Raw genomic sequence first — 17938 nt, forward strand, 5'->3', positions numbered from 1 at the left:
GTAACTGCGGTAAGCAGCTAATTTAAATTACATTGCACCGTGGAAAGTACGGTTGATAACATCCAGTTGTTGTTCACGAGTCAGCTTGATGAAGTTAACAGCATATCCGGATACGCGGATTGTCAATTGTGGATAGTTCTCTGGGTGTTCCATAGCATCCATCAATTGTTCGCGGGCAAATACGTTAACATTCAAGTGGTGACCTTTGCTGCCGAAGTATCCGTCCAGCATCGATACCAGATTGGATTTACGTCCTTCTTCTTCTTTACCAAGTGCTTTAGGCACGATAGAGAAGGTGTTGGAGATACCATCCAAGCTATCTTCGTACGGCAGTTTAGCTACGGAGTTCAAGGAAGCCAAAGCGCCTTTTTTGTCGCGTCCGTGCATTGGGTTAGCACCTGGTGCGAACGGCTCGCCTTTTTTACGTCCATCAGGAGTTGTACCTGTTTTCTTACCGTATACCACGTTCGAAGTGATAGTCAGTACCGATTGTGTCGGCAGAGCATCACGGTATGCATGGTGTTTGCGGATCATAGTCATGAACGATTCAACCAATTCCACTGCAATACTGTCAACAGCATCGTCATTGTTACCGTAGCAAGGGAATTCACCTTCGGTTTCGAAGTCAACCGCGATACCTTGTTCATTACGGATCACTTTAACTTTTGCATGTTTGATTGCGCTCAGGGAGTCAGCGGTAACAGACAGACCGGCAATTCCACAAGCCATAGTCCGCAGAATATCGCGGTCATGCAGAGCCATTTCGATACGTTCGTAGGAATATTTATCGTGCATGTAGTGGATGACATTGAGTGTGTTCATGTAAGTCTTAGCCAGCCATTCCATCATCGGTTTGAAACGTTTCATAACTTCGTCGTATTCCAGGTATTCAGAAGTGATGCGCGGATATTCAGGTCCTACTTGAGCACCGGATTTTTCATCCACACCACCGTTGATTGCATACAGCAGAGCTTTTGCCAGGTTAGCACGGGCTCCGAAGAATTGCATTTGTTTACCGATACGCATTGCGGATACGCAGCACGCAATACCATAGTCGTCTCCGTAGATCGGACGCATCAAATCGTCATTTTCATATTGAATCGAGCTGGTTTCGATGGAAACCTTCGCACAATATTTTTTGAAGCCTTCAGGCAGTTTTTCAGACCACAGTACAGTCAGGTTTGGTTCTGGTGCTGGTCCCAGATTGTACAGGGTGTGCAGGAAGCGGAAGCTGTTCTTAGTAACGCGTGTTGTTCCGTCTACGGACATACCGCCGATGGATTCAGTAACCCAAGTTGGGTCGCCGCTGAACAGTTCGTTATAGTCAGGCGTACGCAGGAATTTCACGATACGCAGTTTCATGATGAAATGGTCAACCAGTTCTTGTGCTTGTTCTTCAGTCAGTACGCCTTCAGCAATATCACGTTCTACATAGATATCAAGGAAGGAAGATACACGGCCGAGAGACATTGCAGCACCGTTTTGCTCTTTGATAGCAGCGAGGTATCCGAAGTATACCCATTGGAAAGCTTCTTTAGCGTTGTTTGCTGGTTTGGAAATATCCATGCCATGCATTTGTGCCATCTGTTTCAATTCGCTAAGTGCACGAATTTGTTCGGAAATTTCTTCACGAAGACGGATAACGTTATCTGTCAGGGAATCCACTTCAAGGTTGTTAAGATCTTGTTTCTTTTCTTTGATCAGGAAGTCAATACCGTAAAGTGCAACGCGGCGGTAGTCGCCGATAATACGGCCACGGCCATAAGCATCAGGAAGACCCGTGATGATACCGGCTTTACGAACGGCTCTCATTTCGGATGTATATGCATCAAATACGCCTTGGTTATGCGTTTTGCGGATGTTCGTGAACATTTCAACGATGTTTTGCGGAAGTTCGAAGCCGTATGCCTTGGTAGCATCGATCATCATCTTGATTCCGCCGAAAGGTTGAATGGAACGTTTGAAAGGAGCATCTGTCTGAACACCGACAATTTGTTCTTTATCCTTGTCGATGTAACCAGGCTGGTGGGATACAATTGTAGATACAGTGTTAACATCTACATCAAGTACGCCGCCGTTGGCAATTTCTTGCTTGGTCAATTCAGAAACAATCTTCCAAAGTTCTGTTGTGTTGTGTGTAGGACCTGCAAGGAAATCTTCCTTGCCAACATAAGGATTGATGTTCTTTTCGATAAAATCATTTACATTGACTTTCTTGGACCATTTACCTTTTGCAAAACTTCTCCAACCGGACTTTACTTCTTGTACATCTTTTTCAATCACCGACATGCTAAATCCCTCCATTTATATTTATATTATTTGTAGAGATCGCGGGCTTGAAGGTTAATCCCGTGTCTCGTGATCCCTATGATATGGTTGTTATAAATTTCACAATCGCGACTTCATATCCGGGACGTTGTTTATATAAACATTTTTAGTTTATTTTCTTAAAAAGGACTGTGACAAATATCACCTTTCCGGTGATATTTGTCACTACCATCTAGTCCCATATTAACCTTTAAACTTATATTTTACCAAGCAATCGCCACTTAGACGTCGAATCTACCGTAGAAGGCATTGCGGTATACATCAGCCAGTTCACTTACCAGCGGCAATTTAGGGTTGGCAGTTGTACATTGGTCTTCAAATGCACGGTCAGCCAGGTAATCTACACGGGATTCGAAATCTTTAGGATCGAAACCAAGTGCAGAGAACGACTCTTCAATGCCGAGTTTTTTGTTCATTTCACGGATTGCATTGACCAGGCTTGTTACGCCTTCTTCAGTAGTGCGGGCCGGCAATCCCAGAATGCGGGCGATTTCGGCATAACGCTCGTCAGCTACGAAGTGCGAGTATTTAGGGAACGAAGCGAACTTCGTAGGTTTCTTAGCATTGTAACGGATAACGTGCGGCATCAGGATGGCATTAGTACGACCATGAGCCGTGTGGTATTGACCGCCCCATTTGTGCGCCAAGCTGTGATTGATGCCCAGGAACGCATTAGCAAAAGCCATACCAGCGAGTGTCGATGCGTTATGCATTTTTTCACGGGCCAGTCTGTCGCCAGTAAGCGCCGATTTCTCAAGGTACTGGAACACCAGTTGAATCGCTTTGATGGCCAGACCATCGGAATAGTCACTAGCCATAACCGATACATAAGCTTCAATAGCATGTGTCAATACGTCCATACCAGTATCTGCAACAGCAGTTCTAGGCAAGCTGTAAACGAACTCTGGATCCACGATTGCAACATCTGGAGTCAGCTCATAGTCAGCCAATGGGTATTTAGTATTGTTTCCAGTTGTCTTATCAGTAATAACTGCGAATGGAGTTACTTCCGAACCTGTACCCGAAGTTGTTGGAATCGCAACGAATTTCGCTTTGTTGCCCAGCTCAGGGAATTTGTAAACACGTTTGCGGATATCCATGAATTTCTGTTTCAATCCGTCAAAGTCAGCATCCGGGTGTTCATAGAACAACCACATTCCTTTTGCAGCATCCATTGGGGAACCGCCGCCGAGTGCGATGATGCAGTCCGGTTGGAATCTGTTCATCATAGCAGTACCTTTTTCAACTGTAGTAGTCGATGGATCCGGTTCAACTTCGGAGAACACTTCGATTGCTACAGGTGTTTGGCGTTGACGCAGGTAGTGCTCAACTTTTTCCACATAACCCAGTTTAACCATCATAGGGTCGGTAATGATTGCTACACGACTGATGTTAGGCATTTTAGTCAGGTACTGTGTGGATCCTTTTTCAAAGTAGATTTTGTCAGGTACTTTAAACCATTGCATATTCACGGTACGACGGTTCACCCTTTTCACGTTGATCAGATTGATTGCAGTAACGTTCTGCGATACCGAGTTGCGTCCATAAGATCCGCAGCCCAGGGTAAGCGAAGGGATATTGGTATTGTAAATGTCGCCGATGGCGCCATGTGTCGAAGGCGAGTTCACAAGAATACGTCCTGTTTGCAGGCGGTTCGAGAATTTCATGATAACTTCTTCGTTGTTGGAGTGGATAGCCGAGCTGTGGCCCATGCCGCCAAATTCAACGATTTGTGCAGCGCGTTCGATACCTTGGTCTGCATTTTTAACTTTGTAGCAAGCCAGAACCGGGCTGAGTTTTTCAGCGGACAACGGATATTTAGTGCCAACGCCTTCGAGTTCAGCTACCAGAATCTTCGTGCCGGCTGGAACCTGGATACCGCACATTTCAGCAATTTTCACTGCAGATTGACCTACGATTGCTGGATTAACTGCGCATTTTTCTACGTTCATTGCGCCGTTTGTCAGCTTAGCAGCTTCATCTTTGTTAACGAAGTAGCAGCCGTTCGCGATCATTTTCTTTTTCACTTGGTCAAAAATCGCTTCTTCAATAATAACGGCTTGCTCGGAAGCACAGATCATACCGTTGTCAAATGTTTTGGAAAGAATGATGTCTGTTACCGCTTGATCGATATCTGCACTCTTCTCGATGAATGCAGGAACGTTACCAGGACCTACGCCGAGTGCCGGTTTGCCGCAGCTGTAAGCTGCTTTAACCATTGCCGATCCACCGGTTGCCAGGATCAGTGCAACGTCAGGATTATTCATCAGTGCATTTGTTTTGTCCATAGTCGGAAGTTCAATCCATTGGATGAAGTTCTCAGGAGCACCAGCTTTTACGCCTGCATCATGAAGAACTTTGGCTGCTGCCGCACTACACTCTTGCGCTGAAGGGTGGAAACCGAATATAATAGGATTACGTGTCTTAGCGGCGATCAATGCTTTAAACATCGTGGTGGATGTTGGGTTGGTTACCGGTGTGATACCCATTACAATTCCGACTGGTTCAGCGATCTTTTGGAAGTTGTCATAAGCGTTATCTTCAATAACACCTACTGTCTTGTCGTACTTAACTCCGTGCCAGATATATTCAGTTGAGAAGATATTCTTCGTAATTTTGTCTTCGTATACTCCGCGTCCTGTTTCTTCGACGGCCAATTTCGCCAAGTACATATGTTTGTCGAGACCTGCCAACGCCATTGCATGAACGATTGTGTTAACCTGCTCTTGATCTAGTTCCATGAACGCATCCAGGGCTTTCTTTGCTTTATCCACCAAAGTCTGAATATACTCTTCAGCGGTGGTTTGTTTCACTTGGGCGGCGACTTCGTTCTTTACTGCCATCTCCCTCGTCCTCCTGTCAATTTTTAGGTTGTTTTTCTCTACACATTTATCTTATCACATCATTTCGAACTTGTATAGTGAATTCTTTCACAAAGTATAAAGTTTTTTTGATTTGTTTTCAAAGCGCTTTCATTCGATCATAATTAGGATTGTAATCCATTTTTTATAAAATAATTTGGTAATATTTATGTTCCCCCTTTGCGCAGACTTTTCGAGTCCAGATTTATCCAGCCTGCTGAGGTTTGAATTTGATGCTTTTTGTCTGAAATTGGAAACAAAAAAACAAGACAGCTGATCTCCCAATTCGGAAGAATCTCCGGTCTTGTTTTCGTTTCTGGCGGTATCACATCTTCTATTCTACTTTAATAGTATCGAAGAATTTTTCCTGCACCGTTTTGGCGGCGGCATCCAGCTGCGCTTTGGAGTCTGTGCCTTTTTTGGAGAACAGCTCCTTGATCACATTGGACATCGTTGCATAATAATCCTGAGTGTTGTACTGTGCTTCCGGCTTACCGTCCAGCAGAACCATAATGTCAGGGTTGTATTGATACACAATGTCGGAATACTTGTCATCTACGGCTTTCGTTTTCTTGCCAAAGTCGGAATCAGCAGCATAATAGTCCAGAAGCGGCGGGATAAAATATTTTCCGTCAGCCTTACGCTACTCCAGAATCGCATCAAGCGCATCTAGGCCTTTATCAGAGAAATAATCAAATGTAATATAGCGGAAGGCCATTTCCTGCTCATCTTTAGAAGCGTTCGGATTGATTACCAGGTAATCGCCGCCGAGCACCCCGGTATGCTTGCCGCCTTTTTCAGCTGCTGGCATTGGATAAGTGAGCACATCCTCCGGTTTGAGTCCGCCCTGATTCAGCGCCTGTTCAATAACGCCGTCGGAGCAGGCCATAACCATGGCCGGAACAGCCATGCCTTTATCATCCAGCATCTTCTTATTAATGATTGTCGTAGTTACATAACCTTTTTGGGTTACACTATAGACTTTCCCTTCAATAATGAACTGGTTGAGTCATATTCCGTGCAGCGGATAAAATCCGGACACAAAGGCAGGACGCTTACATTCCTCCGGATACTACAAAACGGAAAAAGATTGCATACGGGCTGACGGCAGGGGATGAAGAGGCGCGGCAGACAGCAAAAAAGGAACTGTCATAGGACAGCCCCTCGCATTAGCTTGTTAGCACACTATGATATTAGGATTCATTCGGACCAGTTCTTTTTCAACAAGTCTGTACCGATGGTAGGCAATCGTGCAGTTAAGAGAATTCGGGCCGTTCATAACGTTAAAATGAGCAACTTTGAAGGCTCTGTCCAGACGAGCTACGTTATCAATATTAACTACCGTCCCCCGATCTACGATGCTGAAATGACATCCGGTGCTGTTAAGCGCACTCACCCAGTAACGCAAGGGACCCATGATGTAATATACACCTTCCCTCGTATGTACCAGGATAGACTGTGATTCGCTCGGATTGCACTTAAGAAACAAGATGTGCTGGAAGTCAACAGTGATGATTCCGCCAGATCCGTCCGGAGTTGCGGTCACGGATAAACAATTCACGGTACACACTCTACTTTCTTATTTTTTGTTCAGCAGTTCAGCGGGGATATCGCCTTTGTATAAGGCAACAAAACAATTCGTTCCAACTGTACAATTGGCAAACAACGTTAACAGATTGGCCAGCAAATTCATGACTCAAATATAATCAGTTGTCTTCAGCCTGTAGAATGACATCATTAAGGCAAAGATCCCCACCCCCTCAAGGGTTGAAAAAATCATAAAACCCGCCGGTTCCCATGACAAAACACATCACAGCCTTACATTTTCTTCTAAATACAACGCTATTATATTACATACTCGTCCACCAGTATAGTAAATTTTTAGTAGATAACAGCATTAATTGGATAGTAAAAGCAATATTAGCACATTCCGCCAACCAAATCGAAAATTTTCTAAATAAAATGTTCATCGCACTGAATCGTTGAAAACTCGTGATGGTTCAGCAATACTATCAATAAAATTAGGAATCAAGGGGGATTCGATTATGAAACCCGTTGCGTCCAAAAGATGCGGCACACAATCGGCGAGCTGGCCGCCTTCGCAGCGGGTCATCGTCATACCACCCTGCTTAAATCTGACGGTACGGTGACCGCTGTGGGGGATAATAAATATGTCCAATGTGATGTGAGCGGTTGGCGCGATATTGTGACGGTCGCGGCTGGTAATGTTCATATGGCCACGAACACGGGTAATGCTCACACAATCGGTCTTAAATCGGACGACACTGTGGTTGCTGTGGGTCGAAATAATGAGGGCCAATGCAATGTAAGCGCCTGCGCGGCATCCAGCTGCCCGGAAATTAGTTTTCAATAATAATATATTTAAATAGGAAAGCCATGCGCGCCCATTTCCTCGCATGGCTTATGTTTTGCGTTATTATTGAAAATAACCTCTGGTATAGTCTATTGATTTCATCATAGTCTACGTACAGTTGAATTATTTGCCGTAGCCGTTCATCTGCAGCCATGAAGCGCAGGCTCCGGTCCAGCCGCTGGTATGCAGCTCCTCGGTGGCCAGCCCCAAACCATGTGTCCCATGGGTATAGACATGCAGATCAAACGAGACCCTCTGGCGGCGCAGCGCAGCGGCGAGCAGCAGGCTGTTCTCCACCGGCACACTCTCATCATCCGCGGTATGCCAGAGGAATGCAGGCGGCGTATCGGCTGTAACTTGCAGCTCGCCGCTGAGCTGACGGACCAACTCCTCAGCAGGATGCTCTCCGAGCAGATTGGCCTTTGAGCCTTCATGCGTCACGCCTTCCATCATGGAAATGACCGGGTAGCATAAAATTGTGAAATCCGGCCGGCAGGACTGGCGGTCCAGCTCCTCGCCCGCTTCCGGATTTCCCCGGTCAAATAAGCTGGAAGCAGTCGAAGCCAGATGCCCCCCGGCGGAGAAGCCCAGGATTCCGAGCCTGCGCGGATCAATACCGTATTCATCTGCCCGGAGGCGGATCATTCGCAGCGCTCTCTGAGCATCCTGCAGTGCACTTGGATATTGATACGGTGCTACGCGGTATCGCAGCACAAAGGCCGAAATTCCAAGCGTGTTCAGCCACTCGGCTACCGGCCCTCCTTCATGATCAGCACGTAGCCAATAGCCGCCTCCCGGACAGATCAGCACTGCGGCATTCCCTTTGCCTTCCACCAGATACGGCGTAATCGCCGGACAATCCTCTTCGCTGCTTCCCAGTGCTCCCGGAGCCCCCTCCGGCCATAACAATAACGTTTCCATCTGCATCCCTCAAGCTTTCTTCTATAATAGAATAATTAGTCTAGGGAGTTGCTTTACCCTCGACCATTAGTCTATCAAGCCCTTACAATTCCTGCAATCCTGTAATATTGGCCTTTCCAATGGATTCGGACTGGAGATTTTTCGAATAATAGCGGTATCGCAGAAGTGGCACTATATCAATATAGTGTTGAACCAAATATCCGAATGGACATTTATAATTAGGTAGAGGTGAAACTATGTTTATATCCCCTATGCTGCTGCAGACGGCTCCCGGTCCGTTTTCGCACAGTGATTATATATTTGAACCAAAAATAGACGGGCACCGGTCGATCTACTCCCAGCAAGCCGGAAAGATCCGACTTTACACCCGCCACAATAACGAATGTACCCGGCAGTACCCGGAGCTGCAGCTGCCATTCGTTGAAGATATAATCTTGGACGGAGAGGTTGCCTGCGTCGATCCGAGCGACCGGAGTATCAGATTTTGAGGCTGCCATGAGCAGATTTCAGGCGAGGGTGGCAGACAAGATTCAGCAACTCACAGCCACACTGCCAGCTTATTACGCTATCTTTGACATCTTGCTCCTGCTGCCCATACAGATGTGGGCCGTTAATATCCCATACATCCCCATCGATTCCCGTCTCAATCTCAACCGGGCAATCCACCGTGCTGCGTATGCTTAGCCTGCCAGCCAGGAGATGCAGCTGATCCATGCTGACGAAGCGTTCAGCGGTGAATAGCTGTCCGCCTCCGGCAAGGCCGTATACCGTCTCGCGTTGGTGAACTGCGCTGCGGATATCAAGCTCCTGTATGTGTTCCTCAGGTTCAGTGTCAAGAACTCCTAGCTGCTGTCCGTTGCAGCTGAGTCTGGTGAACAGCACGTTCGGGGCGTTCACCGGCTCGCGCCACTTCCCGCCGGTCTGGTCATATACACCGTTCAAGGTAACAGCGGTAAGCTGCTCCTTGCGGAATTCCTCCAGCGTACCACGATATCCAATATAACCGTTGCCGGTCATAAATTTGTTGCCGTTCGTCGTGATCCGCCCGGTGCCGAAAGCTTGATCTTGTACAATCCAGCTCATCCTGCCATCATCCCTTCGCCCAGCGGGAGTTCGATTCGGTCTGCACCAACCTTGATCTGATGTCCATTCATAATAATCTCTGTGCCGCCGCCGGAGGCAGCTTGAATCCGCACCGAATCTTTAGTGATCTCCAGCATCAGCAGCACTCCTTCATACAGGACCTGGAAGCTGTAAGAGGTCCAGCATCCCGTAGCGACGGCTGGAAGCTTAGCCGCTCCCCGTCTGAGCGCATGCCTCCGAACCCGGATACGATGTTCATCCAGGCAGCCGCAATGGATGTTGTGTGCAGACCCTCCCGGGTGTTGCCGTTATAATTGTCCAGATCAAGCCGGGTTGCGAATTCGAAGAAATGATAGGCTTCCTGATGTTTGCCGATTTCACTGGCCAGGATCGAATGGATGGATGGTGAAGGCTACGATTCATGAATACAGCGGAAATTCCGTCACCGGGATCGAATGAATACTAATATGCGGCATATCAAAAAATCCGTCATGCTCTTCATAAACGCCGCTATTTTGATCTACCGGAATCCGCATATGCTCCGCTTTGCTGCTCCAGTCTGCTAATTCTTCTTCACGGAGTGCGGTCTGGCAGCCAGTTCAGCCTAAGCATCCGGCACAGCCGACTGCATTTCCGCCACCGTCTCCAGGGTATATTCGAACAATTTTTTGGCCATCAGGTTGATGTAGCAGTTATTGTTCACCATTAATTGGAATTCATCAGGACCCATTACACCAAAAATAGCCGTTGCCTTGGAACCGCTGCTGTCCGCATAATTGACGGCAAGCTTAGTATAATGAACCTTTTCCTCTTCAATTAAAGGTAAGGTGAATGACTCTCCGATAAATTTATCCCGCCCCACACGCGATGTACTCAACTCAGCCGGAGACTTCAGGACAAACCCGGAATATAGCTTATTGCCTGTAGTCAGCGTCTCCGCCATAATCGCCGTAATCCCGTCAGCCCCTCCGCTGCGCAGGCCGTTCCACATACTCAGGCCCCGTTCCTCATGGATCGTCCCAAAATCAAGTCCCGATCTTACCTTTCAAGAGATAAGCGGCCAATGTCCGCCTGTATCAGAGTTATGTATATTTTTACGGAGATAAAAAAAACACTCTCCCCACAATTGTGTAAATTGGGAAATGACTGTTATAATAGACGTTAACTATGGATTTTCTCCCCCTATTACGGTGAAAAACATATTAAATCTCACACGTTTGAAGTGAAAATTATCACAATGTTAAAAATTCGACACTTTTTATTGAAAATCATTAACCATTAAGAGGAATTTCAAGGTATAATTAATTTAAAATTTACTGAAAAACTGAGGGAATAAAGGGGATGTCGATTATGATAAAGGAACATTACAATGTTATCGAAGCCCACGGAAATACAAACTGTTTCTCCGAACAGAACTTTAACAGACTTCTGGTCACAATGAAAGAACGTATGGTCCCTGAAGGATCACATCTGTTCTGGGAGGGTGACTACTCGGATAAATTGTTTTATATCAAACGTGGACGTGTGAAACTGACCAAATCTACCGACGAAGGCAAGGAACTGATTCTTTATATGTATCAGGCTGGTGACATGGTAGGCCAAGCTGACCCGTTCTTCAGCACGAAGCACAGCTTCACTGCCGAAGTGATTGAAGAAAGCGAGGTTGGTGTAATAGAGCAGAAGGATCTGGAGATTCTGATCTGTCAGCACTGCGACTTCGCCATCGACTTTATGAAATGGATGGGCATTCATCACCGTCTCACACAGACGAAATTCCGTGACTTGATGATGTACGGCAAACCAGGTGCACTCTGCTCCACCCTGATTCGTCTTGGCAACACCTACGGCGAGAAGAGTGGTGACAACATTCTGATCAACAAGAAAATTACGCATACGGATCTGTCCAACATGATCGGTGCTACGCGTGAGAGCGTCAACCGGATGCTGAGCGATCTGCGTAAAAAAGATGCCGTTGAATATGAGAATGGCATGATTGTCATTAAGGATCTTAGCATGCTGCAGGAAATCTGCCATTGCGAATTATGTCCTAACGAAATTTGCCGTATCTAATATCCTAGTAATAATACCCTCTATTCTCCTCATTGAAACATATATGGCCCAGATATTCTGCACAATAAAATAGAGTGGTCAAAGGCGCTTACCGGCGTCTTTTTTCTTATGGATAAGTCCTAAGGCTCTCCAAGCACTTTCATCTCCCAATGCTCATGGTAACCTGTCTGAGAAGGCAGACATCCGCTGGTTAGCCACTTTGCCGCAAGAACTGCTATAGGCGACGCCGAGTCCAAGGTTATTTCCGACAATTCTACCCACACACAGCCGAGGGAGTCCTGCATAGCAAAGGTTCCGATATCAGACACCGGATGATCTTCATTAATCTCAACCGTATAAATTGCGGCGATGTGATGCATATGTGTAAAAGAATCCTCTTGATAGCGCACAAAAAAATCAAATGTTCCCAGGTTGTTCTTCACCCGGATGGACAGTCCAGTCTCCTCTAAAAATTCTCGTACCAGTCCGTCTGTCAGCGACTCGTCCTCCTCCAGCCGCCCCCCGGGAAGATCGAATCTTCCGGTATACGCTCCTCTGCCCTTGTGAATAACCAGCAGCTTACCGGCCCGCTCACAAATTCCGTAAACTCCAAAATGGTTAAAGCTCTTCATTGTTGCCCTCCCCATATTACCTAAATCCAGTGTAACAAAAAAACTGTCCTGAGGGCTATTGCCTACAGAACAGTTTATCAGTACTTGCTTAATGTTTGCTGAATTTAGAGCGCACAGGAGATATCAGCCAATATGCCATACCGACGAACAGACCGCCGCCGATCATATTTCCCAGCGTAACCGGAATCATATTGTGCAGCCAGCCGGCAACCGTAACCGTCTCGGGATGATTCGGCAGCAGAACGGCCACACTAAGCAATGTCATGTTGGCCACGCTATGCTCATAACCGCTGGCGATGAAGGCGAACAGACACCACCAGATGAGCACCAGCTTGGCTGCTTCGCTTTTGGCACGTGAAGACATCCATATGGCCAGACAGACCAGCCAGTTACAAAGAATCCCCCGGAAGAACAGCTCTGAGAATGGCAGTGTCATCTTTTTGGCTGCTGCAGCGAAGATCAGATGCTCCGCAGGTGCAGCCTTGAACAGTCCAGTCCCCTGAATCAGCAGGGCAAGTATAACTGCCCCGCCGACATTGCCTATAAAGACGATTATCCAGTTCTTCAACGTATCCCACACCGTGGTTCTTCCGGCAAGTGTACTTACGGTAAAAAACATATTGTTTCCGGTAAACAGCTCTGAGCCCGCAAAGATAACCAGCGTCAGCGCAATCCCGAAGGAGGCTCCCATTTCCAGCGGCTGAAACGGCGATTTGATTGCAGCCAGTGGCGCGCCCAGGGAGAAGATAAGGATAATACCGATTCCGACGTAAGCCCCGGCCAGCAATGCAGCCAGAAAGTACCTCGGCAGACTTTCATTCATTTTGTCACGTTTACTGACTGCTGTCTCTACGATGTTCTCGACACTTTGCGTAAACATCTTTCCACCCCGCCATTTCTTTACATAATTTAGCTTTAGATCATTGTTTCTTACAGGGTGACATTCACATTATCTCCATCCACCGTAACGGGGAATGTGGCAACGATGCCTTTATCCGGAGCCTGAACCTCTCCGCTGCGCAGATCGATCTTCCAGTCGTACAACGGATCATACAGATAATAGCCGGATACAATGCCTTCAGCGAGCGGACCGCCTTTTGGATGCGGACTCCGGTTTTCCACTGCATAGAATTGGTCATCAGAAGTCCGGAATATAGCCAGCTCTACCGGACCGCAGGCGACTACCCGGCCTATCTGCGGCAGGAATTGCTGAAGCGTGCCAAGCGTATACTTAAGTTTTGTGCTTTCCATCGTCTTCTCTCCTTTGGGTTCCGCTTTAGAGTTTTGCTTTTTCAAACAGCGCGCTGCGGGTATTATCATCATCCAGCATTTTTTTCCATGGATCTGAAACCTGGGCCAAGGCAAAATCAATCCGTGCAGCTAGTTCCTTACGGTTCTCCGCATTGTCCAGAATCACGCGCTGGATGTTCTCCAGACCCATGCGTTCCACCCACTCGGAGGTTCTTTCCAGATAGTTCCCGGTTTCACGGTAGAACTGCATAACGGCTGAACAGACCTCAACCAACTCTTCATCGGTCTTTACCTTGCAGAAGGAATCGGCGATACGCGGCTTAATTCCGCCGTTTCCGCCAATAAACACTTCCCAGCCGCCGTCATTGCCGACGATACCGATATCCTTGGTGCAGGATTCCGCACAGTTGCGCGGGCAGCCGTTAACCGCCATTTTGAATTTAGCCGGGAAATCAAGGCGTTCGTATTTGCGCTCAAGCATAGCTCCTACACCCATCGAGTCCTGGGTGCCGAAGCGGCAGAACTGGTTGCCGACACAGGTTTTGACGGTCCGAAGTGACTTGGCATACGCATAACCGGATGGCATATCCAGCTCTTCCCACACTTTAGGCACATCTTCTTTTTTGACACCAATCAGGTCCAGACGCTGTCCGCCGGTTACCTTCACTACCTTCACATCATATTTAATGGAGACATCAGCAATCCGCTTCAGATCCTCCGGTGTAGTTACACCGCCATACATCCGCGGAACGACGGTAAATGTGCCGTCCTTCTGGATGTTGGCACTCATACGCTCATTTACGAAGCGCGATTCCTTCTCGTCTTCATGCGTGTCCGGATAGATCATGCCGAGGTAGTAATTCACAGCCGGACGGCATTTGGAGCAGCCCTCAGCCTGTTTCCAGTCCAGTACATTCATGACTTCCTTGGTAGTCTTGAGTCCCTTGGCAGTAATCTCGGCTACAATCTCATCACGGCTGAGTGTTGTACAGCTGCAAATACCGGCTTTGGCGCTCTGCTGGAAGCTGTCGCCCAGAACGAACTGGAGAATCTGCTCAACAACCGGTTTACAGCCGCCGCAGGAACGTGTAGCACCGGTGCAGGCTTTAATCTCATCTACTGTGGTAAATCCGTTCTCTGTCACAGCATCAACAATTGCCTTCTTGGTCACCCCGTTACAGCCGCAGACGATTTCTTCATCGGCCATCGCCTCAACAGACATTCCTTGTTTGGCTCCGCCCCCGCCGCAACAGCCGGTGCCCATTACTTCACTGTAGATCTCATCGGTCATCTCTGCGCCTTGCTTCACCAGCTTCTGCAGACTGGCCGATTCTGTTACATCGCCGAACAATACCGCCCCGACAATAATATTGTTTTTGAGCAAAATCTTCTTATAGGTTCTCTTCCATTCATCCTTGGCAGAAATAACAGTATGCTCCGCCGTATCCGTGAACTCACCCGCCGAAAATACGTCTACTCCGGAAATCTTAAGCTTCGTCGATACAACCGATCCTTCATACGGCTGGGTAGCCGCACCGCACAAATGCTTAGCCAGCACCATCCCCTGTTCAAACAGCGGTGCTACCAGACCATAGCAGGTCCCGCGGTGTTCCGTACACTCTCCGACAGAATAGACATTATCCATGGAAGTCTGGAGATAGTCGTTCACGACAATTCCGCGGTTAACGGTAATGCCGGAGTCTTTGGCAAGCTGAGTATTCGGCTTAATGCCGACAGCCATCACCACGAAATCCGCCTGCAGCTCCGTACCATCACTGAATCGCAGACCGTTAACCCGCTCTTCGCCTGTCAGCTCAACCGTCTGCTTGCCCATGGCAAACTTCACGCCTTGACGTTTCAGTTCCGCCTGCAGCATTGATGAAGCTGTATGGTCCAGCTGCCGCTCCATCAGGTCCTCCAGCAGATGCACCACCGTCACATCCATGCCGAGATTAACCAGACCTTTGGCCGCTTCGAGACCGAGCAATCCGCCGCCAATTACCGCTGCTGTACGGTACTGCTGTGCTGCCGCCAGCATGGCGTCGCAATCCGCGATATCACGGAAGCCGACCACGCCTTCTTTGGTACTGCCCGGAACTGGAAGAATAAAAGAGTTCGAGCCTGTTGCAATAATAACTTTATCGTATGAAACGCTTAATCCGTTATCCGCGATGACCTGACGGGTATCTTCATCAATCCGGACTACAGTAGCCCCCGTATGCAGGGTAATATGGTTATCTTCATACCACTGGCGGTCATTCAGAATAATGTCCTCAATGCTTTTGCTGCCTTCAAGAACATATGACAACATAATCCGGTTGTAGTTAGGATGAGGCTCGCTGCCGAAGATGGTAATATCATAAGCGCCGCCCAGCTTGAGAATCTGTTCAATTGTGCCTACGCCTGCCATCCCGTTGCCTATTAATACTAATTTTTCTCTCTCCACTCTCACTGTTAAAACCTCCCCGAAGCATCTGAATTCCTATGAAAATATATCTCGTAAGAGAATTATACATTTTAAATTTGAATGGCATTTGTGATTGCAATCACATTAAATGTGAATCTTTTCACAATTTACATGCCGTGTTAGCTTACAAGGATTCAGTGGATATTTCCGAATAAAACAGCCATGTTCCTCTGCAGCCGTTAGCGGCAACAGAGAAACATGGCTATAGAAAAAGACTAGTTACATTACAGCATAACTATCGCAGTACTAGTGATAACTCCAGTTCATCCTGTATTCTCAGCTTCATATCGATACCGCTGTCCAGCAGCGTCTTATCGTTTAATTTCAGCTTCCATCCCTCGTTGGTGAGCGGTTTGTACTCCTTGACAGTCAGCACAGTCTTATTATTCTCAGCCAATTGAATAATTCCGCTGCTCATCAGCAGTGCCCTTACAGACAGATTCTCGGTAAACGGCAGAACGTATGAATGAGTCAGAGCCGGCTGCTCACTCCCGCCGTTCACTGTGAGGATGACAGGCTGAAACGGAGTGTTTTGTGCTGCCGCTTTTGCCGAAATCACCATTTTATCTTCCAGCTTAACTCTGGTGTTCAAATCTGTAATCACTTTGTCGTTCAATTGAATTTCCCACTCCATATCCTTAGCCAATGACACTTTATTTACAGTAAGCAGCGTAGATCCGTCTTCGGCAAAAGTAACGAGACCGCTGTTCCTGAGCAGTTCCTGCATCGTTATCTCCTGCTTATACGCATCACTAAGCTGTCTGCCCGAACTCCCTGTCAGGTCGTTGTCCCCCACCTTCAGGGAAAATCCAGGCTGAGTTGCCCCGGCATCTGCAATGTTCCCCTCCGGATTGCTAGTAAGCGCAGAACAGCCTCCCGCGATCACGATAAATATAAGTCCTAGATATACGCGCCACATCAACTTCACAGACATTCCCGGCACCGCCCTCTTTTGCCTGATCACAGCTTCCAGCATTTTTCTCAGGCATGTAGTCTTTATGTATAGTGTCCTTTTCGCTTCATTATTTTCACATGATTTTATAATTAAGGCAATATGGAATCTAACAAGGTCCGTCTGCTCAAAAAGGATCTCAACACCGCAAAATAACGGCCGGACAACAAAAGAAGTCCCCGCAGGGACTTCTTTTACGTTCCGTACTGTTTATTGGTAGCGCAGGAAAAGGTTGTTATTCTCCAGATGCACATGCTCGAAGGTCATTCCTTCCAGCTCCTCAAGCCGGGCATACGTCAACCGGTAGGTCGTGCAGGCATGCTCGGGCGGGGTAAAGTCATTCGTCACCGCGCGGAGTTCACGCAAAATCTCCCCTGCCCCATCATGTTCCTCTTCGAGACCCAGCAGCAGCCCGCGCAGTTCTGCCAGCCCTTCCTCGCTCGGATTCGCGCTGTAGGCCAGCATTTTCGGAAACTCGATTTCTTCTTCCTGTGCTGTATGCTTCAGCAGATCTTCACGCAACAGGTTGAATAAACGGTAGACTTCGGCCAAATGCGGGGAATCCTCGCCGTGGACACGGAATACCTTGGTTACATTCTGGCTGATCAAAGGCAGCTCTTCACGCAGGTAACGGTGATGCTTGTTCACGATATGTTCCACCAGTTCCTCTGGAGATGCTCCGTTCCACTTGGTGTCTTCCTCTAGCACTGGATGCTCCTGGGCCAGCTTGTGCAGATCGCTTAGCATCGCATCCGAATCAAGCCCTTTCTCTGCAGCTGCCTCCGCCAGCGGCTTCACTCCTCCGCAGCAGAAATCGATCCGTTGTCCTTTGAAATAATCCGCCGCTTTAGGAAATTGCAGTACGATATCTCTCACCAGATCCTCGCCGCTAAAGCTAAGCTGCTCTGTTGTATGGTTTAATTGATTGGCCGTCATATGGGGCCCTCCCTCACGTTATTGGTTTAGGTTTTTCTTTACTCCTACACCATAACGCTCACCGAAACCTCAGCTTGTGATTGT

The 17938-nt window shown here is 47.6% G+C and carries 19 protein-coding genes and 1 pseudogene; 3 read left to right on the plus strand and 17 right to left on the minus strand.

Annotation, left to right across the window (positions count from 1 at the left end; genetic code table 11):
* Nucleotides 1-27 precede the first annotated feature (27 nt).
* The 6 genes from pflB to AQR02_RS35615 form a co-directional block, all read right to left on the minus strand.
* Nucleotides 28-2289, minus strand: a complete 2262-nt coding sequence (pflB, locus tag AQR02_RS17165; protein ID WP_054941525.1) for a formate C-acetyltransferase — start codon at nucleotides 2287-2289, stop codon at nucleotides 28-30.
* A 260-nt stretch (nucleotides 2290-2549) separates the two neighbouring features.
* Nucleotides 2550-5171, minus strand: coding sequence for a bifunctional acetaldehyde-CoA/alcohol dehydrogenase (adhE, locus tag AQR02_RS17170; protein ID WP_054941526.1), 2622 nt, complete (start codon nucleotides 5169-5171; stop codon nucleotides 2550-2552).
* 352 nt (nucleotides 5172-5523) lie between these two features.
* The gene (locus AQR02_RS35325) at nucleotides 5524-5724 is read right to left on the minus strand and encodes a hypothetical protein (protein ID WP_054941527.1); all 201 of its coding nucleotides are present in this window, start codon (nucleotides 5722-5724) and stop codon (nucleotides 5524-5526) included.
* Nucleotides 5725-5832: 108 nt separating this feature from the next.
* Nucleotides 5833-6117, minus strand: coding sequence for a hypothetical protein (locus AQR02_RS35330; RefSeq protein WP_054941528.1), 285 nt, complete (start codon nucleotides 6115-6117; stop codon nucleotides 5833-5835).
* A gap of 249 nt (nucleotides 6118-6366) precedes the next feature.
* Complete coding sequence (locus AQR02_RS35610) at nucleotides 6367-6759, minus strand: LytTR family transcriptional regulator DNA-binding domain-containing protein (protein WP_082451880.1); 393 nt, start codon at nucleotides 6757-6759, stop codon at nucleotides 6367-6369.
* A gap of 9 nt (nucleotides 6760-6768) precedes the next feature.
* Nucleotides 6769-6882 (minus strand): AgrD family cyclic lactone autoinducer peptide, encoded by a 114-nt coding sequence (locus AQR02_RS35615; protein ID WP_082451881.1) that lies wholly within the window; start codon nucleotides 6880-6882, stop codon nucleotides 6769-6771.
* 375 nt (nucleotides 6883-7257) lie between these two features.
* Between AQR02_RS35615 and AQR02_RS34440 the strand changes: the two are divergent.
* Nucleotides 7258-7521 (plus strand): annotated as a pseudogene (locus AQR02_RS34440) (hypothetical protein); the annotation flags it as partial.
* Nucleotides 7522-7686: 165 nt separating this feature from the next.
* Here the strand turns inward: AQR02_RS34440 and AQR02_RS17190 are convergent.
* Complete coding sequence (locus AQR02_RS17190) at nucleotides 7687-8484, minus strand: alpha/beta hydrolase (RefSeq protein WP_054942144.1); 798 nt, start codon at nucleotides 8482-8484, stop codon at nucleotides 7687-7689.
* 251 nt (nucleotides 8485-8735) lie between these two features.
* Here AQR02_RS17190 and AQR02_RS17195 point away from each other — a divergent pair, with 251 nt between their 5' ends.
* Nucleotides 8736-8972, plus strand: coding sequence for an ATP-dependent DNA ligase (locus tag AQR02_RS17195; RefSeq protein ID WP_342447480.1), 237 nt, complete (start codon nucleotides 8736-8738; stop codon nucleotides 8970-8972).
* Here the strand turns inward: AQR02_RS17195 and AQR02_RS34445 are convergent.
* The 4 genes from AQR02_RS34445 to AQR02_RS34460 form a co-directional block, all read right to left on the minus strand.
* Entirely contained in the window at nucleotides 8962-9567 is a 606-nt protein-coding gene (locus tag AQR02_RS34445) for a hypothetical protein (RefSeq protein ID WP_082451882.1), read from the minus strand. The two genes, AQR02_RS17195 and AQR02_RS34445, sit on opposite strands and share 11 nt — an antisense overlap.
* Nucleotides 9564-9704 (minus strand): hypothetical protein, encoded by a 141-nt coding sequence (locus AQR02_RS34450; protein WP_082451883.1) that lies wholly within the window; start codon nucleotides 9702-9704, stop codon nucleotides 9564-9566. The genes AQR02_RS34445 and AQR02_RS34450 overlap by 4 nt, the downstream gene beginning before the upstream one ends.
* On the minus strand, nucleotides 9704-9967 hold the full coding sequence (locus tag AQR02_RS34455) for a hypothetical protein (protein ID WP_082451884.1): 264 nt from the start codon (nucleotides 9965-9967) through the stop codon (nucleotides 9704-9706). Before AQR02_RS34455 ends, AQR02_RS34450 begins: the two co-directional genes overlap by 1 nt.
* 204 nt (nucleotides 9968-10171) lie before the next feature.
* Nucleotides 10172-10558 carry a hypothetical protein gene (locus AQR02_RS34460; protein WP_054941530.1) on the minus strand — a complete coding sequence of 129 codons (387 nt, stop codon included), beginning with the start codon at nucleotides 10556-10558 and terminating at the stop codon, nucleotides 10172-10174.
* A gap of 359 nt (nucleotides 10559-10917) precedes the next feature.
* Here AQR02_RS34460 and AQR02_RS17205 point away from each other — a divergent pair, with 359 nt between their 5' ends.
* Complete coding sequence (locus AQR02_RS17205) at nucleotides 10918-11637, plus strand: Crp/Fnr family transcriptional regulator (protein WP_425339983.1); 720 nt, start codon at nucleotides 10918-10920, stop codon at nucleotides 11635-11637.
* Between the two features lie 119 nt (nucleotides 11638-11756).
* Here AQR02_RS17205 and AQR02_RS17210 read toward each other — a convergent pair whose 3' ends face one another.
* From AQR02_RS17210 to ric, 6 genes are all read right to left on the minus strand, one after another.
* A complete protein-coding gene (locus AQR02_RS17210) occupies nucleotides 11757-12248 on the minus strand; it encodes an NUDIX hydrolase (protein WP_054941531.1) in 492 nt (163 codons plus the stop codon).
* 88 nt (nucleotides 12249-12336) lie between these two features.
* Nucleotides 12337-13128 (minus strand): formate/nitrite transporter family protein, encoded by a 792-nt coding sequence (locus tag AQR02_RS17215; RefSeq protein WP_054941532.1) that lies wholly within the window; start codon nucleotides 13126-13128, stop codon nucleotides 12337-12339.
* A gap of 50 nt (nucleotides 13129-13178) precedes the next feature.
* The gene (nirD, locus tag AQR02_RS17220; protein WP_054941533.1) at nucleotides 13179-13499 is read right to left on the minus strand and encodes a nitrite reductase small subunit NirD; all 321 of its coding nucleotides are present in this window, start codon (nucleotides 13497-13499) and stop codon (nucleotides 13179-13181) included.
* Nucleotides 13500-13524: 25 nt separating this feature from the next.
* Nucleotides 13525-15951, minus strand: a complete 2427-nt coding sequence (nirB, locus tag AQR02_RS17225; protein ID WP_054941534.1) for a nitrite reductase large subunit NirB — start codon at nucleotides 15949-15951, stop codon at nucleotides 13525-13527.
* A gap of 250 nt (nucleotides 15952-16201) precedes the next feature.
* Nucleotides 16202-16900 carry a hypothetical protein gene (locus tag AQR02_RS17230; RefSeq protein ID WP_054941535.1) on the minus strand — a complete coding sequence of 233 codons (699 nt, stop codon included), beginning with the start codon at nucleotides 16898-16900 and terminating at the stop codon, nucleotides 16202-16204.
* Nucleotides 16901-17128: 228 nt separating this feature from the next.
* Complete coding sequence (ric, locus tag AQR02_RS17235; RefSeq protein ID WP_082451886.1) at nucleotides 17129-17854, minus strand: iron-sulfur cluster repair di-iron protein; 726 nt, start codon at nucleotides 17852-17854, stop codon at nucleotides 17129-17131.
* Between the last annotated feature and the right edge of the window lie 84 nt (nucleotides 17855-17938).

It is taken from the genome of Paenibacillus ihuae (assembly GCF_001368795.1).
GTDB classification, from domain to species: Bacteria; Bacillota; Bacilli; order Paenibacillales; family Paenibacillaceae; genus Paenibacillus_AQ; species Paenibacillus_AQ ihuae.